This window comes from Pseudoalteromonas sp. DL-6, from assembly GCF_004328665.1.
Taxonomy (GTDB): Bacteria; Pseudomonadota; Gammaproteobacteria; order Enterobacterales; family Alteromonadaceae; genus Pseudoalteromonas.
Genome location: NZ_CP019770.1, coordinates 593537 through 620245 on the forward strand (window position 1 = coordinate 593537; position 26709 = coordinate 620245).

At 40.9% G+C, this 26709-nt stretch carries 22 protein-coding genes; 10 read left to right on the top strand and 12 right to left on the bottom strand.

The window, feature by feature from the left end:
* Positions 1 to 68: 68 nt before the first annotated feature.
* The 5 genes from B1F84_RS02750 to B1F84_RS02770 all read right to left on the bottom strand — a co-directional run bounded on the left by B1F84_RS02750 (position 69) and on the right by B1F84_RS02770 (position 2777).
* The gene (locus B1F84_RS02750; protein WP_131690506.1) at positions 69 to 749 is read right to left on the bottom strand and encodes a hypothetical protein; all 681 of its coding nucleotides are present in this window, start codon (positions 747 to 749) and stop codon (positions 69 to 71) included.
* Positions 750 to 834: 85 nt separating this feature from the next.
* Positions 835 to 1185: a DUF2750 domain-containing protein gene (locus B1F84_RS02755; RefSeq protein WP_008114782.1), complete on the bottom strand. Its 351-nt coding sequence runs from the start codon at positions 1183 to 1185 to the stop codon at positions 835 to 837.
* Between the two features lie 11 nt (positions 1186 to 1196).
* Positions 1197 to 1781 (bottom strand): glutathione S-transferase family protein, encoded by a 585-nt coding sequence (locus B1F84_RS02760; protein ID WP_131690507.1) that lies wholly within the window; start codon positions 1779 to 1781, stop codon positions 1197 to 1199.
* 69 nt (positions 1782 to 1850) lie between these two features.
* Entirely contained in the window at positions 1851 to 2132 is a 282-nt protein-coding gene (locus B1F84_RS02765) for a peptidylprolyl isomerase (RefSeq protein WP_008114778.1), read from the bottom strand.
* A 75-nt stretch (positions 2133 to 2207) separates the two neighbouring features.
* Positions 2208 to 2777 (bottom strand): glutathione peroxidase, encoded by a 570-nt coding sequence (locus B1F84_RS02770; protein WP_131690508.1) that lies wholly within the window; start codon positions 2775 to 2777, stop codon positions 2208 to 2210.
* Between the two features lie 88 nt (positions 2778 to 2865).
* On the opposite strand from B1F84_RS02770, the gene B1F84_RS02775 reads away from it, so the two are divergent.
* The 3 genes from B1F84_RS02775 to B1F84_RS02785 all read left to right on the top strand — a co-directional run bounded on the left by B1F84_RS02775 (position 2866) and on the right by B1F84_RS02785 (position 6631).
* The gene (locus B1F84_RS02775; protein WP_131690509.1) at positions 2866 to 3354 is read left to right on the top strand and encodes a GNAT family N-acetyltransferase; all 489 of its coding nucleotides are present in this window, start codon (positions 2866 to 2868) and stop codon (positions 3352 to 3354) included.
* A 109-nt stretch (positions 3355 to 3463) separates the two neighbouring features.
* The gene (locus B1F84_RS02780; protein WP_131690510.1) at positions 3464 to 5458 is read left to right on the top strand and encodes an ATP-binding protein; all 1995 of its coding nucleotides are present in this window, start codon (positions 3464 to 3466) and stop codon (positions 5456 to 5458) included.
* A gap of 45 nt (positions 5459 to 5503) precedes the next feature.
* Complete coding sequence (locus B1F84_RS02785) at positions 5504 to 6631, top strand: response regulator (RefSeq protein WP_131690511.1); 1128 nt, start codon at positions 5504 to 5506, stop codon at positions 6629 to 6631.
* A 775-nt stretch (positions 6632 to 7406) separates the two neighbouring features.
* Here B1F84_RS02785 and queG read toward each other — a convergent pair.
* The 4 genes from queG to B1F84_RS02810 all read right to left on the bottom strand — a co-directional run bounded on the left by queG (position 7407) and on the right by B1F84_RS02810 (position 11458).
* Positions 7407 to 8540, bottom strand: coding sequence for a tRNA epoxyqueuosine(34) reductase QueG (queG, locus tag B1F84_RS02795; protein WP_131690513.1), 1134 nt, complete (start codon positions 8538 to 8540; stop codon positions 7407 to 7409).
* A gap of 71 nt (positions 8541 to 8611) precedes the next feature.
* Entirely contained in the window at positions 8612 to 9832 is a 1221-nt protein-coding gene (locus tag B1F84_RS02800) for a methyl-accepting chemotaxis protein (protein WP_076919904.1), read from the bottom strand.
* 58 nt (positions 9833 to 9890) lie between these two features.
* The gene (locus B1F84_RS02805) at positions 9891 to 10595 is read right to left on the bottom strand and encodes a glycerophosphodiester phosphodiesterase family protein (RefSeq protein WP_008112444.1); all 705 of its coding nucleotides are present in this window, start codon (positions 10593 to 10595) and stop codon (positions 9891 to 9893) included.
* On the bottom strand, positions 10592 to 11458 hold the full coding sequence (locus tag B1F84_RS02810) for a DMT family transporter (RefSeq protein ID WP_131690514.1): 867 nt from the start codon (positions 11456 to 11458) through the stop codon (positions 10592 to 10594). The genes B1F84_RS02805 and B1F84_RS02810 overlap by 4 nt, the downstream gene beginning before the upstream one ends.
* 222 nt (positions 11459 to 11680) lie before the next feature.
* Here B1F84_RS02810 and B1F84_RS02815 point away from each other — a divergent pair, with 222 nt between their 5' ends.
* From B1F84_RS02815 to rlmB, 3 genes are all read left to right on the top strand, one after another.
* Positions 11681 to 12415, top strand: a complete 735-nt coding sequence (locus B1F84_RS02815) for an enoyl-CoA hydratase/isomerase family protein (protein ID WP_165489675.1) — start codon at positions 11681 to 11683, stop codon at positions 12413 to 12415.
* 206 nt (positions 12416 to 12621) lie between these two features.
* Positions 12622 to 15081: a ribonuclease R gene (gene rnr, locus B1F84_RS02820; RefSeq protein WP_131690516.1), complete on the top strand. Its 2460-nt coding sequence runs from the start codon at positions 12622 to 12624 to the stop codon at positions 15079 to 15081.
* Positions 15078 to 15821 (top strand): 23S rRNA (guanosine(2251)-2'-O)-methyltransferase RlmB, encoded by a 744-nt coding sequence (rlmB, locus tag B1F84_RS02825; RefSeq protein WP_008112440.1) that lies wholly within the window; start codon positions 15078 to 15080, stop codon positions 15819 to 15821. The genes rnr and rlmB overlap by 4 nt, the downstream gene beginning before the upstream one ends.
* 84 nt (positions 15822 to 15905) lie before the next feature.
* Here rlmB and B1F84_RS02830 read toward each other — a convergent pair whose 3' ends face one another.
* Complete coding sequence (locus B1F84_RS02830; RefSeq protein WP_131690517.1) at positions 15906 to 18062, bottom strand: TonB-dependent receptor; 2157 nt, start codon at positions 18060 to 18062, stop codon at positions 15906 to 15908.
* A 242-nt stretch (positions 18063 to 18304) separates the two neighbouring features.
* Complete coding sequence (locus B1F84_RS02835; RefSeq protein ID WP_008465324.1) at positions 18305 to 19162, bottom strand: LysR family transcriptional regulator; 858 nt, start codon at positions 19160 to 19162, stop codon at positions 18305 to 18307.
* Between the two features lie 126 nt (positions 19163 to 19288).
* Between B1F84_RS02835 and B1F84_RS02840 the strand changes: the two genes are divergently transcribed.
* The 4 genes from B1F84_RS02840 to gcvP all read left to right on the top strand — a co-directional run bounded on the left by B1F84_RS02840 (position 19289) and on the right by gcvP (position 24611).
* Entirely contained in the window at positions 19289 to 19888 is a 600-nt protein-coding gene (locus B1F84_RS02840; protein WP_131690518.1) for a hypothetical protein, read from the top strand.
* A gap of 118 nt (positions 19889 to 20006) precedes the next feature.
* Entirely contained in the window at positions 20007 to 21089 is a 1083-nt protein-coding gene (gene gcvT / locus B1F84_RS02845) for a glycine cleavage system aminomethyltransferase GcvT (RefSeq protein WP_008112433.1), read from the top strand.
* A 76-nt stretch (positions 21090 to 21165) separates the two neighbouring features.
* Entirely contained in the window at positions 21166 to 21555 is a 390-nt protein-coding gene (gcvH, locus tag B1F84_RS02850; protein WP_008112430.1) for a glycine cleavage system protein GcvH, read from the top strand.
* Between the two features lie 164 nt (positions 21556 to 21719).
* On the top strand, positions 21720 to 24611 hold the full coding sequence (gene gcvP / locus B1F84_RS02855) for an aminomethyl-transferring glycine dehydrogenase (protein WP_131690519.1): 2892 nt from the start codon (positions 21720 to 21722) through the stop codon (positions 24609 to 24611).
* A gap of 609 nt (positions 24612 to 25220) precedes the next feature.
* On the opposite strand, the gene B1F84_RS02860 is transcribed toward gcvP, so the two are convergent.
* The gene (locus tag B1F84_RS02860; RefSeq protein WP_008109603.1) at positions 25221 to 26249 is read right to left on the bottom strand and encodes an Abi family protein; all 1029 of its coding nucleotides are present in this window, start codon (positions 26247 to 26249) and stop codon (positions 25221 to 25223) included.
* Between the last annotated feature and the right edge of the window lie 460 nt (positions 26250 to 26709).

Consider the following 26709-nt stretch of genomic DNA (forward strand, 5'->3'; position numbering starts at 1 on the left):
ACTCCATCCTAACAGCTTTTATTGCTAGAGTAAGCGAACAACAAGAAGGAAAAGAGTAACAAAGTTTGTCAGTGGCTATCTCGCGCTAAAAAACGCTGCCAATGGAGGTGGGAATTGATAACACGAATTTGTTGTAATACGGTATTAAGCAGTTTGGTATCGGCAAAATGCTCTTCAGGGTAATCATTAAAGCCCATTAGGTAATTAAAGCAGTCTTTAGAGCCAGCTTGCAGGGCATAAATACGAATTTGCTGCTCAAAGTTCAGCCGCAAACTACTAATCGCGGTTTTCATCCCGAGTTGATCCACCGAAGGAATTGCACATTTTTGCAAATACCCCGCGCGTTCGCCTTCACCTGAAAACCAAATGCGTACTTTTTCACTGTAGCGTCCTGTTTTTGCTGGAAGGTCAAACAGTAAACGTGTGTGCTTTTGCGCTTTTAAGTAGGCTAAGTAATCATTAAATCCGGCCTTGAGCAGAGCATGATGTACAGGAATTAAACGAGGTTTAATTTTACCATGAGTATGAAAGCTAAAGCAGAGGATGTTATTTTCAATCACCAAGTCATCTAGGGTTAAACAACCAATTTCATCGCTGTAAGCGCCACTGTAATAAGCAATTAGGGGCAGCCAAAAGTGCCAGTGCTTAGCTTGTTCGCGGGCAAGCCGGGTATCACTATAAATATATCCGGTATAGAGGGTATGCAGCTCCATAGCTGAAAATGGACGACGACCAAGATGGGTTTTCAACGCAGTACCTTGACAGTTTTTATTATTTTATACCCCAACTAATCGTTGTTAATTGGGGTAGTGTCAGTAAATAAACAGTTAAAGCTTATTCACTTAAAGCGCGGGCTAAACCAACTGGCTCAATTTCTACACACACTTGATCGTCATTCCAATTTAAACCAACTAATGCATCATCTGATTTAAGGTCTTCAACCCAATCATCTAAAAACTCATCTAGGTTGATTTCTACCGGACTGTAGTCTTTCCACTCTTCTTTACATTGCTCTTTTGCTGCGTCTTCTGATTCCCACAGTAAAAGTACATCGGTGTCATCAAACTGATTTGATTCACATACAACAAAGCCACCATCTTGTGCACCCAGTGCCCAGATCTGCTCACTAACACGTACTTTTTCTACAAAGCTAACTAGTTGTGATTCAATTTCGATATCGCTCATGTGTTCACCTTTTAAAATTTGAGTCGAGGGTTGGTACTTTTAGCCGCTTGACGCTGACTAAACGCTTCATAAAACTTAACTAATTGCGATTGCGCGCTAAAATCAGTGAGTTCACGAAAGCAGATCCAATCTAGTAAGCAGTATAAACTGATGTTGAGGCATTCACAGCTTTTAAATTCATCATCGCATAAATGATCATTTAAATAGTGTAATGTTTGCGCAATTCGCTCATTTTGCAGATTAAAAAATAGTTTATCAGCTTGTGTGTCAAACCCAGAGCGCTGACATAACAATAACTCAACCAATGAATCGTTACAGGCATTTATGCTAGTTAAAAAATGCTCTTGCGGCCAAGTTAGCGTGTTCTGCTGTGTTTTTTCAAGTAAGTAACGCAGTATAGTGTTTGAGTCGCTTAAGTTAAGCGAGCCATCAATTAAGATAGGGATTTTAGCTGCCGGGTTGTGCGACATCATTAAAGAGCGGTCATCGCTTGAAAAAATGTCGAGATTTATAAACTCAAGCTCACAGTTATTTTGTTGTGCCCAAATTCTGACACGGCGAACATAAGGGGAAGAAATAGAGCCAAGTAATTGCATATTGGGGCTTTTGCCAACTCCACATAAATAAAAAGCCGCTAATGCGGCTTTATTAATAAATCGATTTGCTTACTCTGAGCGGCTGGTTACTTCTAATAAATGGTAACCAAACTGTGTTTGAACAGGACCTTGTACTTGGTTAAGTGGCGCTGAAAAAACCACCTTATCAAACTCAGGAACCATCATACCAGGTCCAAACTCACCTAATGCACCACCATCTTGACCAGACGGGCAATTAGAGTGCAATTTAGCCAGCTCTGCAAAGTCTTCACCTTGCTCAATTTTGTCTTTAAGGTCTAAACATTGTGCTTCACTGTCCACGAGTATGTGCCTTGCACTTGCCACTGCCATAAAATCTCCTATTTATAAGTTTAGTTTTTTATCTACTAAGCAATATCTTAGTAAGGTTAAACTGAAAACACAAAGTTAAAATGCACTTTTGATGGCGCTTTCTAATTTTGCTGAATCGGGCGTAACGCGGCTGTTAAAGCGTGTCACTGTTTGGCGATCTGCCGAAACCACGTATTTATAAAAATTCCAGTTTGGTGAACTAGTTTGCGCGTTCAAATGTTTAAAAACTGGGTTGGCGTCGCTGCCACGCACTGCGCTGGTGGCTAACATAGGGAAAGTAACGCCGTAATTCACATAACACACTTTAGCAGTATCTTTTTCGTCATTTTCTTCTTGAAAGAAATCGTCAGATGGGAATCCCAGCACGACCAGGCCTTGATCTTTATATTTTTTGTAAAGCGCTTCTAACCCTTCAAACTGAGAGGTAAAGCCGCAATTGCTAGCGGTGTTTACAATCAGCAGTGGCTTATTTTTAAATTCACATAAGTTAAGGGTCTCGGTTGAGCGAAGCTTTCTAAGTGACACATTGGTAAAGTCATCGCAGGTATCAGCCTTTGCTGAAGAATTATTAGTGTTTGCGGCATGGGTGGCCATAGACGTACAGCCTAGAGCCAATGTTAATCCGAGTATTATTTTTTTTATCATGCGGTTACCTTGAATGCCATTTGGTGGGTGTTTATGTAACTTATCATACGCTACTATAGGCGAAATTGATCAATTTTACTTATTCTCTATGACTATACGTTTAGCAAAACCTGATGATTTAACTGCCATTGTTGCCATTTACAATGAAACTATCCCTAGTCGAATGGTCACTGCCGATACCGAAGAAGTAAGCGTTGCTGATAAACAGCCTTGGTTTGATAGCCATACCGCTCAGCGACCTATTTTTGTTTACTGCGAAAATGACCAAGTATTAGCCTGGGTTAGTTATAAATCGTTTTATGGACGCCCAGCCTACGACGGCACCGTTGAACTAAGCATCTATATTACGGCTGCAGCCCAAGGAAAAGGGTTGGGTAAAAAGCTGATGCAATTTGCACAACAACAAGCACAAAACCTCGGCATTGAAGTGTTACTCGGGTTTATTTTTAGTCATAACGAACCGAGTATTAAATTGTTTAAGCATTTTGAGTTTGCCGTATGGGGAGAGTTGCCCAATGTTGCAAGGATGGATAACCAGCTGTACAGCCTAACTATTTTTGGTAAGCATCTAATCTAAAATAATTATAGGCAAGCTAAACTGACATTTATGTAAGCGATTATGCCAAACCAAAAATTCTATACTATGCTGAAAAGACGTTTTATTAAACTCTTTTAAGTGTATATAAATGGCGCAAAAAATACTTATTATCGATAGCAGTAGCATGATTGCTATGCGCTTAAAAGTACTGCTTGAGCTAATTGGCTGCGAAGTTGAATTAGTTCATTATTCTATGTTTGATCAAAGCAGTAATATAGCTGCGTACGATATGCTTGCCTTTTCACAAGGGACACCAACAACTCTGGTTGCTTCGCTGGTAAAACAAGCGACCCACCAATCATTTTTACTTTTAGCGCCCAAGGCTGAAAGTGGTGAACTGCTTGATGCATTTGGTAAGTTAAACGAGCTTGTTCCAGGCGCCACTATTATTTATCCATTTTTTTCTAATAAAGAAATCACCTCATTTATTGAAGGGTTACTAGAAATCGGCCCTGATCATATTTTTAAACTGCCTACTATTTTGCTAGTTGATCATGTTAGTGAGCGTTTAGAAATGCTAAAAAGTAGCTTAGTGGGTGCACATATAGAGGTATACACAGCTACAAATCATGATGAGGCGCTTAATATTGCCAAACTCAGAATGATTGATATTTTAATTAGTGATTTTAGTTTAAAAGAAGGGCTTGGCTTAGATATATTTACCAGCCTTAAGCAGATACAGCCGCATAGCCGCTGCTTGTTATTAACCTCGCGTCCTGCTCAGGTTTCTATGATTGAAGCGATTCGCCAAGGTGTTGAAGACGTTTTAATTAAGCCACTCGATGACAATGTGTTATTACAAGCAGTACATAAGTTGTGGCAAACCGAACTGCTAAAACGTCATAACGCAGAGCTAGTTGAAAGGCTACAAGATACAGTCGATGTACTGATTGAAAAAGACAGTTTGCTGCAAGTAATTTTTAAAAACACTCCCGATCCAATCTTACTTTTTGAACGTAAAGGCAAAATAGTAGAGGCTAACGATGCGTGCTCAAAGCTATTTAATTTACCGTTTAAAAAGCTCATTGCTCACTCGTTATTTCACTTTTTAGATGACGATTCAGTAAAGGCAATAAAAGATAAAATATCTACCCTAAACAGTAATCGGCAATTTAGTTGCGACTTGCATATCGTTAATAAAGATGGGAGTAAAATTCCACTTGTTGGCTCATTTAATGAAATTGATCATCATGGTGAGATAGCATTAGCGGTTATTTTTAAAAACGTAACCCATTTAAAACAAAAAGAAGATTTATTGCTTGAGGCGAAAGATCTTTTAGAAGAGCAGGTCAGAGCGCGGACTTCGCAACTTGAGCATGCGAAAAACATTGCTGAAGCAGCTAATTTAAGCAAATCAGAGTTTTTGGCGAATATGTCACATGAGCTAAGAACCCCCATGCATTCCATACTAAGCTTTTCACGCTTTGGTATCAGTAAGCTTGAAGAGGATGATTTTAGTAAAGATAAACTTTTAAAATATTTAACCCGAATAGAATCAAGTGGGCAAAGGCTATTGTCATTACTTAACAATCTACTCGATTTGTCGAAATTAGATGTAGGTAAATTCCCATTTAACCCACGAGCATGCGATTTAACGACTATTGTTAAAACAAGCATTGATGATGTGGCTGGGATTGCCATTGAAAAAGATATTAAGATTGCATTTAAATCAGATAAGCCGCCTGTTATAGCGCAATGCGATGAAGAGCAAATTAATCAGGTACTTAGAAACGTATTGAGTAATGCATTAAAATTTAGCGAAGAACATAGCACTATCGAAGTTGCATTGGAAACAGACAGTGGGTGTGCAAATATTGAAGTAATAGATAGCGGGATAGGCATACCTGAAGACGAACTTGAAACGGTTTTTCAAAAGTTTGTGCAAAGCAGTAAAACAAATAGTGGCGCAGGTGGTACTGGATTAGGGCTTACCTTGTGTCGTGAATTTGTTTCTTTACATCAAGGAACTATTAAAGCCTGTAATAACCCTCAAGGTGGGGCAACGATTAGTATTCAAGTTCCTTTAGAAATAAACCTCGATGAATATTTAGCCGATGAGCAATTAGCGAAAAATAGTAGCTAATAATTGAATTGTTTTAATGAACACGATTTATATGGATGAGAAATTATGGCTTTAACTAAAATTCTTGCAGTCGACGATGAACCATTTAACCTCGAAATAATTGAAGAAATTCTAGAGGAACTTGACTTTGAGCTCAGGCTCGCCTCAAGTGGCCAAGAGTGTTTAAGTATGGTTGAAGAGTATATGCCTCAGGTTATTTTACTTGATGTCAGCATGCCAAAAATGAATGGTTACGAGGTATGTAAAGAGCTTAAAGCGAACCCTATTACGCATGACATTATTGTGATGTTTGTATCTGCAAGGGGAACGGTTGAGGAGCGTATGGAAGGGTATTCTGTCGGCGCTGAAGATTATATTGTAAAACCGTTTGGGCACGATGAACTAAAGCAAAAGTTACAGAAACTCAATCAGGTTTTACTAGAAAAACAGCAACTGGAAAAACAGGTAAAAGAAGCAACCTCTACCGCCTTTAATGCCATGGCTAACAGTAGTGAAATGGGGCAGATAGTTAACTATGTTGAACATATTGGATTAATTAACGATGTAGAGGAGTTAGGTAAGGCATTAGTGGAGTGCTTACAGGCATTTGACTTGCAAAGTAATATTGAATTTAGATGTAACGATATCAAATCGCACTTTGCATTAAATGGCGTGTGTTCACCCATTGTTATTGAGTTATTTGAAATGCTTAAAAGCAAAGGACGATTGCATGAATTTTCTCATCGGATTTTAGTTAATTACGAGCTTGTGAGTTTGCTGATTTTAAATATGCCAGAACACGACGAGCAAAAACACGGGCGAATTCGTGACCATATTTGCTTTATTGTTAGTGTAACTGAGCAGCAGTTGCGGGCTATTACCACTAAGCAAATGTTGGTTTCGCAGCAAGAGCGATTAAACAAAGTGGCGAGTACTGTTCACAGTAAGTTTCATAGTTTAATTGGATTGCTTAACGACAGCCGGATAAATAACGAAAAAGTGTTTAAACGACTTCAAGAAGAGCTAGAAGAGCGGATCCCAACCATGGGACTCGATGAAGACCAAGAAGTGTTTATTTACAGAAAGGTCGATGAAACAATACAAAATTCGGTGGCACGGCAAGAATCTGTTGATCAGGTTAAAAAAGCGTTCTCAGAGATAGAGCAAGATCTCGCTTTATTGTTGAAAGGCTAAAGGTACGGGTTACGGGCTGCGAGGCGCGGGGTAAACTCCTTGCTACGATTGATACATTAACTTGTAGCAGCGACTTTATGTCGCGTCTTTTAAAGGTTAAATACGAAAGGTGTGCGCTACAGATTAACTAAAATCTGTACTTTAATTGTGGCTTCTCATTTACTCCTCATTTTCTTCTCTGTGTTAAATCATATATTAGTAAATTATGCACAAAGAGAGCTAAGAGGTCACAGAGGAAGTGATTACAGACAAGGGCTAAAGGTGCGGGTTACGGGCTGCGAGGCGCGGGGTAAATTGCTTGCTACGATTAGGCAAATAACCTATAGCAGCGACTTTATGTCGCGTCTTTTTAAGGTTAAATACGAAAGGTGTGCGCTACAGATTAACTAAAATCTGTACCTTAATTGTGGCTTCTCATTTACTCCTCATTCTCTTCTCTGTGTTCAATAGGATACTTAGTAAATTATGCACAAAGAGAGCTAAGAGGTTACAGAGGAAGTGATTACAGACAAAGGCTAAAGGTGCGGGTTACGGGCTGCGAGGCGCGGGGTAAACTCCTTGCTACGATTGATACATTAACTTGTAGCAGCGACTTTATGTCGCGTCTTTTAAAGGTTAAATACGAAAGGTGTGCGCTACAGATTAACTAAAATCTGTACTTTAATTGTGGCTTCTCATTTACTCCTCATTTTCTTCTCTGTGTTAAATCATATATTAGTAAATTATGCACAAAGAGAGCTAAGAGATCGCAGAGGAGGTTAAAAGGGTAAAAGGCTTATGCGTCTCTGGGTAAGCCTTTTTCAACTATACGAATTAACCGTGCTGTTTTACGTAGCTTTTGCCTTTGTTTATCGTGTTGCTGTGCGAGTGCCCAATTTATATGTTCACCCACCATATCACTTACCGTTTGGCGTTTATCTTCGAGCGCAGCAATAATTGCCGGGCTAAAATCTGCGTTGCCTAAGCCAACGGCTATATTTCGTAGCCAACGTTCATGTCCAATGCGGCGGATTGGGCTGCCTTCGGTATTTTTTAAAAAGGTGGTTTCATCCCAGGCAAATAACGCGAGTAAATCTTTGTTTTTTAACTGTGTACGAGGATGAAAGTCAGCCTCATCAGTAATTTTTCCGTAGCGGTTCCACGGGCATACCAATTGGCAATCGTCACAGCCATAAATGCGATTTCCCATTAATGTTCTGTATTGCTCTGGAATAGCGCCTTGATGTTCTATGGTTAAATACGAAATGCACTTACGTGCATCAACTACATAAGGCTCTACAATAGCGCCAGTAGGGCAAAGAGTTATACAGGCAACGCATTTGCCGCAGCCCTCAAAAGTATTTTCATCATCAATAGGCAGTGGTAAATCTACAAATAACTCACCTAAAAAGAACCAAGAACCCGCCTCTTTATTTATTAATAAAGAATGTTTACCTCGCCAGCCAAGCCCTGCTTTTTCAGCTAATTGGCGCTCAAGCACAGGCGCTGAATCAACAAAAGGCCTAAAGCCATAATCACCGACCTGCTGTTCAATTTTTTTACCTAATTGCTTGAGCCGATTACGCATTAACTTATGATAGTCACGGCCAAGTGCATACCGGCTGATATAGGCTTTCTCGGTATTTTTAAGGTTTTTGGCGAAGCCAGAATCAGGTGGGAGGTAATTCATTTTAACTGAAATAACCCGCTGTGTTTTGGGTACTAACTCATTAGGGCGAGCGCGCTTCATCCCATGTGCCGCCATATAATCCATTGAGCCATGAAAACCCGCATCAAGCCAACGCTGTAGCTGCGCTTCATGCTTAGTTAAATCAATGTCAGTAATACCCACTTCACTAAAGCCAAGTTGTTGACCCCATAGCTTTATTTGTTGGGCTAGCTGTTCATAATTTGGTTTTACGTCGCTCACATGCTTCACACAGTTATATTCTAAGCCGCGTAATTTAGCATAATCGCGGCTTGGGTAAAACTAGTCAGGCCCTAGTCTACAAAACGCTTTAGCTGTTGTTGGGTTTGTTGACTCAGTTTTTGTGACTGCTCAGAGTCATGCAATGCGGTGTCTATTTGTTGCTTTGCCTGTTCGCCAAGTGCCACTATTTGTTCAACCGATTCATGGGTTTGGTTTTGCGTATCTTCGAGCAAATGTACAGCATTGGCTATTTGCTGCAACTGTTGCTGATTGTGCTCAAATTCATTGAGCATTTTTCCAAAACCTTCTGAGGTATCGTTGATTGCAGTTTGTGCGTTATTAGAGTGACTAATTAACTGCTGAGACTCTTTATTGGTTTCATTAACCAGCTCATTCATTTGGGTAATAAAATCACTAATTTGGCGTGTTGCATCACTTACTTTAACCGATAGGGTACGAACTTCATCGGCAACCACGGCAAAACCTCGCCCTGCTTCTCCGGCTCGCGCTGCTTCAATTGCCGCATTCAGTGCTAATAAGTTAGTTTGATCAGAAAACTCTTCAACCATTTTTAAAATGCTACGAATGTTCTCGCTGTTCTCTTTTAAGCCTGCAATTGTTTTAGAGAAACTACCCAGCATTTCATTAATAAGTCTCACCTGTTCAACCAGTTTTGACAGTTCGCTAGCAGAGAGCTTAACAAAGCTAAGGTGTTCATTATTAACTTGGTGCACACTATCGGTATTGCTCACAATATTTTGCAGGCTTTGAGTAATTTGGTTACTGGCATTAATTATGGTGTGACTTAAATTAATTTGCTGTTCGCTTAGTTGCTCTGTGTGCTGCATTGATTGAGTAACTTGGCTATTACTTTGTACGCTCTCTTGAGCACTGCTGTAGGTCGTACTTAATAAGCTGTTTAAATGGGTAGTAAACTGGTTGTATTGTTCGCTTAAGTCTCTAAATTCGTCAAAAGTAAAATGAGGAAGTTTGGCAGCTAAGTTGGCATCTTGTTGATTAATATTGATCAGCGTATCGCGCATGGCTTTTACCGGGCGCACAATTAAAAAACGCATATAAAAAATAGTAAAAATAAACCCTGCAATAATCAGCAAAGTAAGCGCCCAAAACAGTCCTGTGTTTTGCTGGGTCTCAGCTAAGCTACTATGTAACCAAAATAATGTAATAGCTTGAAATAAAAATACAAAGCTTAAATTACCCACTATTTTTCGGGTTAAAGTAAAAAACAAAGTTTGTTCTAAAAAATTATAAATACGCATGTAGCTACTCATTAAATAGTGACCTACTAAGTTATTGTTTTTATAGCATAAATAGCAATTAAATAATTAGTTATAGTTCATTTAATTGCGCTAAATAATGCTTAGTTCGTTCAGGGTCGTTAGTAAAAATGCCATCTATGCCACAGGCAAGCATCAGTTTAATATCTTCAACTTCATCAACGGTGTAGGCAAACACCTGTAAGCCGCGCAATTTGGCATCGTCAACAAACGACTTGTTCATAAAGTTTTTGTCAACATGAATGCTAAAGGCCTGTAAGTCCTCAGCAAACTTTGCATACTGCAATGGAATTGATGCAGTAAGTGCGCCAATTTTAAGCCAAGGTAAGCGGCTCTTTAGCCAGTGTAGTTGATGATGATTAAATGATGAAACTAAAATATTGTCAGCGGATATTTTGTTTGCGGCAATATTCATTTCCAGTTGGGTGGCAAACTTTTCTAGTTCAAAGGTATGTTTTAGCTCTAAATTAAGTAAGGTTTGGTTGTTATTCCAGTCAATTAATTGCTGCAGGGTAGGTACTTGTTCGCCATTTCCCGCATCAAATTGTTGAATTTGCTGAGCGCTTAGGTCGCACACTTTACCCTTACCATTAGTGGTTCTATCTAGGTAGGTATCGTGAATAATAACGTAGTCATCAAGTGCGCTTTGTACATCAACCTCAATGCCATCTACATTCGCTTTTAACGCAGCCATAATGGCGCTTTGCGTATTTTCAGGAAAGTGTGTGCTTGTGCCTCTATGAGCAAATATTTTCATGGCTGCTTTTTCCGTGAAATTGACCAAGTTTCAAAGCACGCAGCACTAACAATCAGTGCGCCGCCAATCAGGGTCATCACTGAGAGGCGTTCGTGCAGAATAATTATAGCCAGTATTGTGCCATAAAGAGGCTGTAAGCAAGAAATCAATCCAGCGGTCGCTGCTGATAATTTTTTTAAACTTGCTGCAAATAAGGAATGCGGCATTGCAGTAAAAACCACACCCGCAATAAGCAGCAATATTAAATCAGCATCATTAATTTGTGTTATGGGCACTTCAATAAAAGCACACAGCATCAAGCTTGCGACTAACGTTTGATAAAACATGGTTTGCGGCCCACCATATTCGCTAAAGTAGCGTTTATGGGTAATATTACGAATAGCAAAAAACAATGCTGATACCACGCCCGTTACAACACCTAAGGTGATGTCATCGCCTAAATTAACGTTAGGGATCAATAAATAAATACCAGTAATCACCACTACAGCGCTTATTATATCTTTTGTCTTGGGCTTACTTTTATTAAATAGAGGCTCTAAAAATACCGTGATCACGGGATAGGTAAAAAAGGCTAACATGCCCACGGTTATTCCTGCCAATTGCATGCCAGCAAAGTAGGTTACCCAATGAATTCCCACAGCAATGCCCAATAAAATGGCAATCACATAATCTTTAGCGCGGCGCAGCTTAATCGGTTTTTTTTGCAAGGTCAGCAGCACACAAATTGCCACCCCAGCAATAGCCGCGCGATAAGCGGTAATATCTAATGCATTTAAACCAATTAGCTTTGCGAATAAGGCGGTACCGCCAAATAAAAGGACGGCAATGTGTAAGTAAATTAAGCTTTGTTGTTGGGACTGCATGATGTTTCCTTGCGCTGCTTTTAATGCAGTTTAACATTACTATTAATTACTTAAGATGAAATTTTTAAAAGCCTTAATAATTAATATGCAACCATTAAGGGGTTAACTTTTTAAGTGTAATAGCGATTGTAAAATCAAAACTACGCGTTACTATGCTATTTATAACTATAAAAGTAACGAAAAGTGCTAAAAGCGCAGCTAAATGCACTCAAAGAGGTTCGAATGACCGCATTAATAAAAATCACCACTGAGCAAAACGTGGCAATACTTACCATGAATACCGCTGAAAACCGCCATAACCCTAGTTTTATAGCTGAACTTAATCAACACTTAGATAGCATAGAAGCCAATGGCGATATTAACGCCGTAGTATTAACCTCAAGCAGCGATAAAAGCTGGTCATTGGGAATTGATTTACAGTGGATGGCCAGTTCAGATAACACGCCTACAGTTATTGCTGATTTTATGAATTCGATAGGGCAGTTATTTAAACGTATAGTGACGTTTCCTATGCCTATTATTGCTGCACTAAACGGTCACACTTATGGTAATGGCTCAGTGCTGGCATGTGCCTGTGATTTTCGATTTATGAAATCGGACAAAGGCTTTTTTTGCTTTCCTGAAGTTGATGTACTGGTACCGTTTGTACCGTCTATGTTTCCGATTATTAATAAAGCGATTAATCCTCAATTTTTTAACCGCTTAGCTATGACTGGCGAGCGTGTTGATGCGCAAAAATTGTTACAACAAAATGTGGTAGAAGCAATTTTTGCTGATGAGCAAGCCTTGCAAGCGGGTGTGTTAGAGTTTGCGCAAAGCTTTAATAAAAATCGCTGGATATACGCTCAAAACAAAACCCAAATGAACAAAATTATTCTCGATACTATGGCAAAACAAGACCCGAGTTTTATCGATAATATAAGTAATTTGCTGTGGAAAAACTTACAGCAAAAATAAGTGGTTTTTAAAAAGTGAGTAAAAACGCTACTGGCAGTCTACTCACTTTTATGTGTATTAATTAAGTAGGTGTTAAGTGTTATTTAGTTACATTGCTACAAAATGCAAAAGCTAATAACGCTTTATTAAAAGTTTAATGGCTTTTACCTGTCTCATTTCGAGTATATGAGTTAAAATGCTTACATAACCAACTAACAAGATAGTGAATGTCAAACCAAGATCCAAATCTCAGTCGAGAACAAGAAAAGTACGAAAACCCAGTCCCTAGTCGTGAGTTTATACTTACTCACCTTCAAGAGCGTTCAAAACCTGCTAATTACACGCAACTATGCGAAGAACTCGCGGTCAACGATGAAGAACGACAAATAGCATTTAAGCGCCGACTTCGTGCCATGGAGCGCGACGGGCAATTGTATTTTAATAAATTTAAATGTTATGCCCTGATTGACGAAGCCGGTTTAACCAAAGGCAAAGTTGTCGGTCACAGAGACGGTTTTGGCTTTTTAGAAGTTGAAGGCGAGAGCAAAGACTGGTTTATTGCCAAGCATCAAATGAATATGGTGCTACATGGCGACATTGTTCTTGCGAAAGGCACTAAGCGTGGTTCAGGCTCAAAATGCGATGCCCGTATTATTAAAGTGCTTACTAATGAGCGGGCGCCTATTGTTGGCCGTTATTTTGTTGAGCATGGTATTGCCGTTGTGGTTGCTGAAGATCCGCGCATTACTCAAGATATTATTATTTTACCGGGTAACGAAAAAGGCGCACGCCACAACCAAATGGTGCAAGTGCAAATAACTCAAAATCCAAGCCGCAATATGAATGCGGTAGGTAAAGTGATTGACGTACTGGGCGAGCATTTAGCGCCGGGTATGGAAATTGAAGTTGCGCTGCGTAATCACGATATTCCACACGTGTGGCCTGAAGAAGTTGAGCAGCAAGTTGCCCACTTAGGTGAATTTGTTGAAGAAGCCGATAAGCAAGGCCGTGTTGATTTACGCGGCTTACCACTTGTCACTATTGATGGCGAAGACGCTCGCGACTTTGATGACGCTGTTTATTGTGAACCTAAAAAATCAGGTGGCTGGCGTTTATGGGTAGCCATTGCCGATGTATCCCATTATGTAGGTATGAACACGCCGCTTAACAAAGAAGCGATAGAGCGCGGTAATTCAGTGTATTTCCCTGAGCAAGTTATTCCAATGCTGCCAAAAGTATTGTCTAACGGTTTGTGTTCGCTTAACCCTGAGGTTGATCGCCTGTGTATGGTTGCAGAAATGACCGTATCGCAAGAGGGTAAGCTGTCGGGCTATAAGTTTTACGAAGCACTAATGAATTCGCATGCTCGTTTAACCTACACCAAAGTAAATGCCATTTTACAAAATGACGAAAAGCTCCGTAAAGAATACGCAGCTGTAGTGCCACATTTAACTGACTTACAGCAAATGTACATGGCATTAAAAGCAGCACGCCAAGAGCGTGGTGCAATTGAATTTGAAACACTCGAAACTCGTTTTGTATTTAACGCGCAACGTAAAATAGAATCTATTGTGCCGGTTATTCGTAACGATGCGCACAAGCTGATTGAAGAATGTATGATTTTAGCCAATGTTTCGGCGGCTAAGTTACTTGAGAAACACGAAGCAAGTGCATTGTTTAGGGTGCATGATGAACCGGATAGCGAAAAGCTGGGTAACTTTACTCAGTTTTTAACTGAGCTGGGTATTGAAAGCACGCTAAGTGATGAACCCACCCCGAAAGAGATCACTCATGTGTTGGCTCGCTTAGGGGATCGTCCTGAAGCTGAGCTTATTCAAACCATGTTGCTACGCTCGATGAAGCAAGCGGTATATCAGCCAGATAACATAGGCCACTTTGGTTTAGCATTATCAGCTTATGCGCATTTTACCTCGCCAATTCGCCGTTACCCCGATTTAGTGGTACACCGTGCAATTAAAGCGGTATTAAAAGCGCAAGGTCAACAAACCTCAGGTGAATACGCCTACAGCGATGATGAAGTTGATAAACTTGGTGAGCAGTGTTCTACAACAGAGCGCCGTGCAGACGATGCCACTCGTGAAGTAGCCGATTGGCTAAAATGTGAATACATGCAAGATCATGTAGGCATGGAGTTTAACGGGGTTATTTCATCGGTTACTAATTTTGGTTTATTTATTCGTTTAGATGATTTGCAAATTGATGGATTAATTCATGTTACCAATTTAGGTGATGAATACTTCCAACACGATGCTGCTAAACATTGCTTGGTGGGTGAACACACACATACGGTTTATCGTTTAGGCGATAAAGTAACTGTACAAGTTGCCTCGGTAAGCTTAGATGATCGCCGAATTAACTTAACGCTTAAAGGCGATGTGGCTCAAGATCGTTATGCGCGCCGTCGTGCACCAAAAAAGAATGCCCCAGCAAGTGTTCGCTCGCAACTTAAAGCCGGTAAAATACCGGGTAAAAAGTCAGCGAGCGACAGTAAAAAACCTAAAGGTGGCAAAAAGCCTGCAAGTAAAACTAAGGCAGCGGGTAAGTCTAAAGTAACAGCGGATGACACCACCGCGAAGAAAAAAACCAAAAAGAAAGCGGTCAAAAAGCCTAAAAGACCAGGTAAAAATGCCCGTAAACGTAGTAGCCCAGGAGCAAACAATTCGTGAGTAATGAATTAATTTTTGGCTTTCACTCTGTTGAAGCAATTTTAGCAAAAGAGCCAGAGCGCTTTATAGAAATATACGCCCTTAAGGGACGTGATGATAAGCGTTTATCGCCTGTGATTGAGCAAGCGCGTCAGTTTGGTATTTCAGTACAGTTTATGCAACGAAAAGCGCTTGATAACAAAGCGAAAGATGAGCAGCATCAAGGCATTATTGCCAACGTAAAAGCGGCGCGAGTGTTTAATGAAAAAGATCTCGATGAGATCATTGAACGTGAAGACACGCCATTTTTACTGGTACTTGATGGTATTACCGATCCGCATAATTTAGGTGCTTGCTTACGTAGTGCCGATGCAGCGGGTGTACATGCGGTGATTGTTCCTAAAGACAAATCAGCAAAGCTTAACGGCACAGCACGTAAAGTAGCCTGTGGCGCAGCAGAAACGGTACCGCTTATTCAGGTAACTAACCTTGCACGTACATTGCGTGAAATAAAAGACGCGGGCGTTTGGGTTGTAGGTACTGCCGGTGAAACCGACACACATGTATTTGATGCCAGCTTAACAGGCCCAATGGCGATTGTGATGGGTGCTGAAGGCGAGGGCATGCGCCGCTTAACGCGTGAGCATTGTGATGTGCTCGTTAAAATTCCAATGGCAGGCACGGTTTCAAGCTTAAATGTATCGGTAGCAACTGGTATTTGTTTGTTTGAAGTATTACGCCAGCGCGCAGAAACAAATTAATCCTAAGCTAATTGCATAGGTATTAAAAAGCCGAGATTGATTTAATCAACCTCGGCTTTTTTGTACTTTTAAGTTATCGCTTTATTAAAAGCTGTAAGAGTAACCCATTTGTACTGAACGTGGCTTACCAGGTTGAATACCTCCATTTGCACGGTTAGCAATGTAAGTGTTATCAAACAGGTTATCTACGCTTAGGTATACTTTTTGATTTTCATCAATTAGGTACTTAGCTGCTAAATCCCATACTACGCGGCTATCAATCGCATTTAAGCCTGAGTCAGAAAGATCAGCATGTGCATCCGACACGTAACGCATTTGGCTGTTAATCACAAAGGCATTAAATTCTGCACCAAATGATAAAGCAACTTGGTTCTCTGGTACGTAAGGCATCGCATCGCCTTTTTCTACTGAGCCCCAAATTTCCGAATCAAACGTGTTTTTAAATTCTGAATTGGTGTAGGTGTAAGTTAGTTTAACTGGGAACGCAACTGATGCAGTATTAAACGTACGACCAGCGCTAAATTCAAAGCCCGATACTTCTACTTCACCGTAGTTGTATTGGTCACCAATGTTATCGTCGCTACAACCTACCGCAGCAGTACAGTTACCGTGCATGTTGTCGTAATCTGAGAAGAACGCAATCACTTCACCGTTAAAGCCGCTTGCATTAAAACGAGAACCAAATTCAATATTGATACTTTCTTCTTCGTCTTGGTCAGCATTGCCTGGCGCTGCTGGTGCATAGCCTTTTTGAATACCGGCAAGTAGCGTTACGTTGTCGTTAAGTGTGTAAGTAGCGCCTAATGACGGTACTAAAATCTCAGTATCGTTTGAAATATCTTTCGTTAAGCCTTGGCTACGAGTTGGATCTGATTTCGCCCACTCTTCACGGGTAATAGTAATGTCTTCATAACGCAGACCTGCGCTCACTACTAATGCATCCATTGTCCATTCGTCTTGAATAAATAGGGTGCTTGCTTTTGCGCTGTCTAAGCGATTGCTATTAGAGCCTGGTGCGCCTTGTGAGGTAAGAGTCATGCTTAAATCTTGATTAAGCGTGTATTTGTCTTCCCACTGGAAACGATCCATTTCGTCTTCGTGGTAGCGCACGCCAACCGTAATGTAGTGATCGCCCGCTGGAATGTGTAATTCAGACTGCACACCTTTAGCTTGGTAGTCGCGGTTATTAGCTTTAACACCGATGTTTTCGATACCCTCAGCCGTTGGGTTTGCTTCAAATTCACTGTATTGCTCAAGGTAGCTTTCGCTTACTTTACTAGCTTTGTACCAGTTACGGTGGAAGTCATTTAGATAAGCGGTTGCTAAAAATTCGTAACCTTCACCAAAGCGATATGCATAGTTTACTTGGTATGCATTATGACGAGTGTTCATCTCATCGTTTTGCGATGCAGCGTAACGACGGTTAGGATTTTGTTGGTAATCGGCATCAGTTAAGCCCATGTACGTTTCGTCTGATGTTTCTTCAGAGTACTTAGCTTTAAACTCAATGTTGTGGGCATCGTTTTCACCAAAGGTATGGCCAAACTTTACCAATACATCATTCTTTTCAAAACCAGTGTTGTCATCGCCTACTGGTAACTCTTTAAAGCCATCAGCGCCATAAGAAAATACTTCAATTAAGCCTGCTGTGTTATTTTTTTCTTTAGCGAAGTAAGCGTGACCTTTGTAGTAACCATCGCTACCAAGTGCCGCGTCAACCATACCCATAGAGCTATTTGCTTCTGTTGGTAAGCTGCGAGAAAGTAAATTTAATACACCACCCGTGGTGCGCGGGCCATATTTAACAGAGGCAGCACCTTTTAATACTTCAATAGACTCCATACGACCCATAGTTGGGAAGTAATAAGCCGATGGTGCAGAGTAAGGAGCCGGTGCAACTAGAACACCGTCTTCCATCACTGAAATTTTATCGTTACGGCCAGTACCTGTGCCACGCATACCAATGTTTGGGCGCAGGCCGTAGCCATCTTCTTCTTGCACGTATACACCAGGTACAGATGCTAAAACACGAGAAATATCGGTAAATTCGAATTTTTGCAATTCTTCATCAGAGATAAATGTAGCAGACCCTGGAATATCGTTAATTGCTGCTTGTGAGCCAATAACGGTAATTTGCTCAAAATTGCGTTCAACGCCGCCGGCATCTTTTGCCATTGCTGTAGCACTTAAAGACAGCGCTACGGCTGCAGTTAATGAAGAAACTAAAAATTTGTGTGACATTGGTTACCCTAAAAATAGTTCAACTACTGGAATTGGCGTAATTTAAACATGTTAACGAATGAGAATCAATATTATTTAGTTTTACTTTTGTTTACAATCGCCGTAAAAATGCGCTGTTTTTATAACATTTTTTACTAAGTGTTTAGCTTAGCTTTATAAAACCAACATAATGTACGGCTGGTGGCGGTTAATTTAACCTGAACGTTGCTTGAGATAGATTTATTATCCAGACTTCAGATTATTTAAGCAGTGGGATAGCCTAAGCGCAGCTTAATAAATTCGGCGAGTTTAAATACCGCGTTTTCAGGTTCGCTGGCGGTTTTTACTAAACTAATACCTATGCTACCAAGCGCAGGTAAATGTTTAGTGTGTAAGTGATAGGCTAAATCGTTAGGTACGGTACTTTTTGCGAGCACTGTTATGCCTAGGCCTTCTTTTAATGCGGCAATTAAACCGGTTAAATCGGCATTACTATACACAATTCGGTATTTAATACCTGCCTTTTCAAGTGCTTGAGTTGCTCTGCGGCGATAAATACAGCCCTCAGGGGCGGTTACTAAGGTGACCGTTTCATTTTGCGCCAGTGATAGGTCGCCCACCCACACTAATTGGTCTTGAATAAAAATAGGGAACTTTTCTGAGTCAAGTTGCTCGTTAAGCGCTAACACTAAATCAAATTGATCTTGGCGCTCATCAGAGAGTAGGTGTTTACTTAAACGTGATTTTACTTCAAGTGATACCTCAGGGTAGAGCGCCACAAAATCGCCAATAATGGAGGGCAAAATACGCGCTGCAAATTCGCTAGGGATCCCCAAGCGCACTTTACCGGTAACACTTTCTGAGGTGAACAACTGCAAAATGGCATCGTTATGCTGCACCATTTGCTTTGCCATAGGCAGTAATAACTCACCATATTGGTTGAGCACTTGTCGTTGCCCCTGCTTTTTAAATAATTTATAGCCGAGTAAATCTTCTAAACGTTTTACTTGCAAGCTCACCGCAGGTTGCGAAAGGCCAAGTAAATCGCCTGCTTTGGCAAATCCACCAACCTCAACCACCATAACAAAAGTTCGTAAACTGTCGGTTGAAATGTTTTTCATATTTAAAATTACTATTTATATGGCTATATATATAAGTATTATTTATCAATTGATAAGTAATTACAATTTGTTGTTGTAAGGCTTGCGCAATATACTTTTGCTATTAAAGATAGATAGGTATTTGTTATGACTTTTAACCCGATTATGTTTGCCCGCCATAGCAACGCTAACAGCGCGGTTATTAATGCCTTACAAGCCGATAGCAATCACGTTGTTATTGACTTTAGTGGTAGTGAAGCATCGGTATTTTTAAGTGCTATTTTAGGTCATGACCTCACCAAACTTACCGCCAGTGGCTTTGGCTTTAAAGGCACACTGGATGGCGATTTAAATTCTGATTTTAGCTACGCCGTTTATTACTTTAGCGAAACCGCCTTTCGATTTGTGCTTCCAGTTAATGCCAGCCTGCAATTACAAACGCTCATTAACGAGCAACAGCTTAGATACGATATCGACTTTGTGGTACGCACCGATTTAGCAACCTTTACTTTAAAAGGCGACAATGCATTTGATACCTTAGTAGAGGCATTTAAACTAACCCCAGGGTTACGCCTTGCTGATGCGCAGCTTTGCTATGGCGCGCAAAGTGGTGATGTGTTTGTTACTGCAGTAGATCAAAACAATGAACAGCAGTTTATTGTTATTGCTAAAACGTCCACCCTTGATAAGTGGCAACAGTATATGCAGCAACAGGGCTTTAGTGTTACCAACACCCAAGCAGCCTAACGAGTAAAACTTAAAGATTACAATTTGGTAGGCTTATTAATGGCTACCATGTTATTCCCCCTCATTTAATTGAGGCCACGCCCACACACATGGGTTAATTTAAAAGTGAAGGAATATTATGACTTCTAAAACAGTATTACATGCAAAGCACCTTGAAGCCGGCGCAAAAATGGTTGATTTTCATGGCTGGGAAATGCCAATTAACTACGGCTCACAAATAGAAGAACACAACGCCGTACGTAACGATGCGGGTATGTTCGACGTATCACACATGACCATTGTTGATATACAAGGTGAGCAAGCACAAGCGTTTTTACGCAAGCTAGTAGCTAACGATGTTGCTAAGTTAACCGTACCAGGTAAAGCGCTTTACACTGGCATGCTTAACGAGCAAGGCGGCGTAATCGACGACTTAATTATTTACTACTTTAGCGAAACATTTTATCGCTTAGTGGTTAACTCAGCGACCCGTGAAAAAGATTTAGCACATTTAGCTAAGGTGTCGAGCGATTTTGCTGTAACGGTTACTGAGCGCCCAGAATACGCCATGATTGCGGTTCAAGGCCCTAATGCACGTGCTAAAACAGCCCAGGTATTAAACGCAGACCAGCAAGCTGCAGTAGAAGGCATGAAGCCATTTTTTGGTGTTCAAGCCGGTGATTTATTTATTGCTACAACAGGTTATACTGGCGAAGACGGTTACGAAATTGTAGTACCAAACGAGCAAGCAGCCGATTTATGGCAGCAACTGCTTGATGCCGGTGTGGCGCCTGCGGGCTTAGGCGCGCGCGACACACTACGTTTAGAAGCAGGTATGAACCTTTACGGCCTAGATATGGACGAAAGCGTATCACCACTGGCAGCTAACATGGCATGGACTATTGCATGGGAGCCAGAAGATCGTGACTTTATTGGTCGTGATGTTTTGGTAAAACAACGTGCAGAAAAAAGTACTCACAAGCAAGTAGGTCTTATTCTTGAAGAAAAAGGCGTACTACGCAGTGGTTCTAAAGTAATTGTTGATGGTGGTGAAGGTGTTATTACATCTGGCACATTCTCACCAACATTGGGCTATAGTGTTGCATTAGCACGTGTACCGCGTTCAACCGGCGACACAGCTCAAGTAGAAATGCGTAAAAAATTAGTTAACGTAAAAGTAGTTAAATCGGGCTTTGTACGTAACGGTAAATCAATAATCTAAATAATTTGGTTATACCAATAAATAAGTTAGCCTTATTCATTGGTATTCTCCCAATCTAAACCAAAGGATGAAAAAAATGAGCAATATCCCTAGCGAGTTAAAATACGCACCTTCACACGAGTGGGTTCGTAACGAAGGCGACGGCACTTACACTGTTGGTATTTCTGAGCATGCGCAAGAACTACTTGGCGACATGGTATTTGTTGAATTACCAGAAGTAGGCGACGAAGTAGATGCAGGCGAAGACTGTGCAGTAGCAGAGTCAGTAAAGGCTGCATCAGACATTTACGCGCCAATTAGCGGTGAAATTGTTGCTATTAACGAAGAGCTAGAAGATGCGCCTGAAACAGTAAACAACGACGCATACGGCGACGGTTGGTTATTCCGCATTAAAGCGTCAGAAGAGTCTGAGTTAGATAACTTATTAGACGCTGAAGGTTACGCGCATACAATTGACGAAGACTAATCGTTAATTAATAAAAGCCCCTCTATGTTAAAACATTGGGGCTTTTATGATTAAAGCGCTTATTTTTCCATACAAAGTGAGCCGCTAAATCATACATATTTTTATTATTGCTAGTTACCCATTAGTAATAATCACATTTTTTTGGATCATAGGAATCTGGACACATGTCAAACGCCAAATCTCTTGAACAATTAGAGCAAAAGCAAGATTTTATTCGCCGCCATATTGGGCCAAGCCCAGCGCAAGTAAACGACATGCTTAGCGCTCTTGAAGTATCGAGCGTTGAAGAGCTGATCGGTCAAACTGTACCTGCTGGTATTCGTCTTGAGCAAGGTCTTAATATCGGCGAAAGCCGCACCGAAGTTGAAACACTAAGCTACTTAAAATCAGTAGCAAGCAAAAACAAAGTTTTCAAATCGTATATTGGCCAAGGCTACCACCCAACTCACGTACCGCACGTAATTTTACGTAACGTACTTGAAAATCCGGGTTGGTATACAGCGTACACACCGTATCAGCCAGAGATTGCACAAGGGCGTTTAGAGTCACTATTAAATTTCCAGACTATGACCCTAGATATTACCGGCCTAGATTTAGCAAGTGCCTCACTGCTTGACGAATCAACCGCTGCAGCCGAGGCTATGGGCCTGGCAAAACGTGTATCTAAAGCTAAAAAAGCCAATGCGTTCTTTATTGCCGACGACGTACACACGCAAACCATTGACGTAGTGAGCACCCGTGCAGAGCAATTTGGTTTTGAAATTATTGTAGGTAAAGCCGCCGATGCTGTGAACCACGATATTTTTGGTGCGTTATTCCAATACCCGTCAACATCAGGCGAAATTGTTGACATAACAGACCTAATAGCTGGCGTACAAAGCAAAAAAGCGATTGCCTGTGTAGCTGCCGATATCATGAGCTTATTACTATTAAAAGCACCGGGTAAATTAGGCGCCGACGTAGTACTTGGTTCAGCGCAGCGTTTTGGCGTACCTATGGGTTACGGCGGTCCACATGCTGCATTTTTTGCAACACGTGATGCGTACAAACGTTCATTACCAGGTCGTATTATTGGTGTATCAAAAGACCGTTTAGGTAACGATGCATTACGTATGGCAATGCAAACCCGTGAGCAACATATTCGCCGCGACAAAGCCAATTCAAACATTTGTACTGCGCAAGTATTGCTAGCGAACATGGCGGCGTTTTACGCTGTATACCATGGCCCGCAAGGCTTAAAAACTATTGCACAACGCATTCACCGTTTTGCTGATATTTTAGCAACCGGCTTAAAAGCAAAAGGTGTGGCACTTAAACACACTACTTGGTTTGACACATTAACGGTAGTTGATGAAAACAAAGCCGACGTGATTGCGCGTGCTGTGGCTAAAGGCGTTAACTTTGCTGCTAACCATGCGGGTGAATACTCAATTTCAGTATCAGAAACCACAACCCGTGCAGACGTTGCTGAGTTATTTGATATTATTTTAGGCGAAGGCCATGGCCTAAGCGTAGATGCGATTGCCGCTGATGTTGAAGCAAATGGCAGCGAGTCTATTCCTGCAAGCCTAGTGCGTGATGATGAAATACTAACGCATCCAAACTTTAACAGCTACCACAGCGAAACAGACATGCTTCGCTATATTAAGCGCCTTGAAAACAAAGATTTAGCGCTTAATCACTCTATGATCTCGTTAGGTTCATGTACCATGAAACTAAACGCGACCGCTGAAATGATCCCAGTTACCTGGCCTGAATTCGCTAACCTTCACCCATTCTGCCCACTAGACCAAGCAGAAGGTTACCAAATAATGATTAACGAGCTACACGATTGGCTAGTTAACATTACCGGTTACGATGCGGTTTCACTGCAACCAAACTCAGGTGCACAAGGTGAATACGCAGGCTTAATCGCCATTCGTAAATACCACGAGTCACGAGGGGACGCGCACCGTAACGTATGTTTAATCCCAAGTTCTGCGCACGGTACTAACCCAGCATCGGCACAAATGGCCAGCATGAAAATTGTGGTTGTTAACTGTGATAAAAATGGCAACATCGACATGGAAGACCTAAAAGCGAAAGCTGAAGAAGTCTCTGAAAATCTATCATGTGCCATGATAACGTACCCATCTACCCACGGTGTATACGAAGAAACGATTCGTGAGTTATGTGAAATTGTACACCAGCACGGTGGCCAAGTTTACATGGATGGCGCAAACATGAACGCGCAAGTAGGTGTTACTAGCCCAGGCTTTATTGGCTCAGACGTATCGCATTTAAACTTACATAAAACCTTTTGTATTCCACACGGTGGCGGCGGCCCAGGTGTAGGCCCAATAGGTGTTAAATCGCACCTTGCGCCATTTATGCCAAACCACAGCGTAATTAACGTACCAGGTACTAACGCTGGCAACGGCGCGGTATCGGCAGCGCCTTACGGCTCTGCAGCTATTTTACCTATTTCATGGGCTTACATTGCCATGATGGGCTCTGAGGGCTTAAAACAAGCGACAGAAATGGCGATTGTAAATGCTAACTACTTAAGCAATGAGCTTAGCAAGCACTTCCCAATTTTATACCGTGGCCGTAACAATCGCGTTGCCCACGAATGTATTATTGACCTACGCCCATTAAAAGAAGCCTCAGGCATTACTGAAATGGACGTTGCTAAGCGCTTACAAGATTATGGTTTCCACTCACCAACAATGTCGTTCCCAGTAGCGGGCACATTAATGATTGAGCCAACTGAATCTGAGTCTAAGGGCGAGATTGACCGCTTTATTGAAGCGATGGTATCTATTAAAGGTGAAATTGATAAAATCATTTCTGGTGAATGGTCTATCGAAAACAACCCATTGGTATTTGCACCACACACGCAAGCTGATGTGTTAGGTAATGAGTGGGACCGTGCGTATGACCGTTTTTACGCTGCCTTCCCAGTACCAGCAGTAGCTAAAGACAAGTTCTGGCCAACCGTTACACGTATCGATGATGTATACGGCGACCGTAATTTAGTATGTGCATGTCCTCCGATTGAGACATACCGCGACTAATTTTTTGAAAAAATTTCCATTGTAGAGTGGGATTTATCAAAATTATAAAAGCCGTTGCAGCAATGCAGCGGCTTTTTTGTGCGTGGTGATTAACGTTAATTGTATAAATGTAGGTTGGATAGAGTGAAACGAAGCCCAACAAATCACAAATATACTTACTAGCTCAAAAACCAAGAGTGTGTGTTATTTATTGTAGGCGCACAGCTTGCTTACGCGCTGCCTTAGCCTGAGTAGATGCTTGAAATTACTATTACAGGTAAAGTTGATGCGTTTCGTGCTTCTAGAAATTAGAAACCTTATTCAAGGTTTTGTCGCGCTGGCGACGGCAGCCAAAGAGGGACTGCCGCTGACCCCTCTCTGGACACTCTCAGCGCACCCGAGCATCACGCTCAATCCTTCAAACCACAATTGATGTGAACGTAAACGGCGAAGATAGGCCATCCATGGCCTAGTTTCGCCTTATCGCGCATCCATGCGCGACATTACTCATCAATTGCTTATTTTCAGGGCGTGATGACGGGGGAGGGTGTTAAACGTGAGATTGGTGTTTTGTCTTGGCAAAATGCAAGATCTGAGATAATAGATTTTTAATTTTTTATTAAAAACCTATTAGATAAAGAATTCGTGCTCTAGCCAATTATCTGGGAAGCCCATAGGAAACAACGGAATTTCAGGATGCAATAAGATCAAAGCTTTCACTTTGTTATTCCATTGACTATCAGGGCTAATCTGTTTCATTAAATATGCTAACATTAGTATGATCATGTAGATACGTCGATTTGGTTGAATTTTGCTAGGTTCTAATCTACCAGGTAATTGCCAAATGACACCACGGGGTACTTTAGGTTGGATAGCTAATTCTCTATTCCAGAGACGGCTATGGTGCGCGCAACAATTTCTTATGAAATTTAAAGTATGTAGCCAACTTTCAAATACTTCTTGAGGCAACTCAAACCTTTTTGCAATTTCTTTTCTATCTATATCTTTTGCAAGCCCTCTATAAAGATGTGAAATACTCCCAAAGGTTAGCTCTTCAGCCATCGCCCACCCAGGCATCAATCTAGGCTTATCATATGAATAATGGTAAAAGCGGGGATAGTTCTCTCTAACCCTTTTTTCTATACGTTCTTGCTTTATTTCATCATTAGCTGAGTTACGTTCAATTTTCTTAATATCTCTTTGGAGAGCATTAAATTCTTTTGTTTGCTTATCCTCAACTTCTTTTAGTAAGCGTTTATGCTGGTAAGTTCTTTTGAATAGACTTTCATTTAAGTACCAGTGAGAGCCACTGCACTCATCAGTCTCAGTTTGATACTTTATGCCCATCACATTATTAAGAGTGGCTCTGATGGCTACTTCAACTCTCTCTACAGCATCCATAATAAGAAGCCTTAGCTCCCTATCAAAAGCATACAGATCAACTATTTTTTTAAACTCAACCCCGTCTTTGAATTGGTGTTCAATTTCTTGTCTTTCTTTAGGTTGTTGGAAAGGTCGCATATACGCACTAAGGCGAAAAAAGCTGATTACTTCTAAGTATTTTTCTGCTCGGTCAGGCTGTAGAATATGTAGACCGCGACTTTGTAAAAGGGTTATTTGTTCGTTTACAGTGATGGCTGGTTTATTGAATTGAGTCATTATGCCTTCTTAATATTAGTAATAAGCAGACATAAAAAAGCCCGCGCAATTTGAGCATTCAAAAGAGGCTTGGCGGGCGTGTTGTTGACAATACTAGCCATAAGAGATCGCTCCGTCAATATATTTTAATAAAAACACGTTTTAGTAATTAACTCATAAAGAGTAAAAACAAACAAGGTATCTATAATTAAAAACCTTATTCAAGATTTTGTCGCGCTGGCGACAGCAGTCAAAGAGGGACTGCCGCTGGCCGGTCTCTGGACTTGGTAAGATTCTTTTAAAATCATATTTTTGTTCTTTAGTTATTTTTAAAGTGAATGATGTATAAAGAAGTTGCTAAATTAATCTAGCCATAAGTATATTGTAGTGGCATAGTTGGTTTGGCCACCCATTAGAAAGTTCCGGTCAAGCAGGTTGCTGTGCTTTCTTGATCTTTTTATTCAAAAGCTAAGTGTTCTTA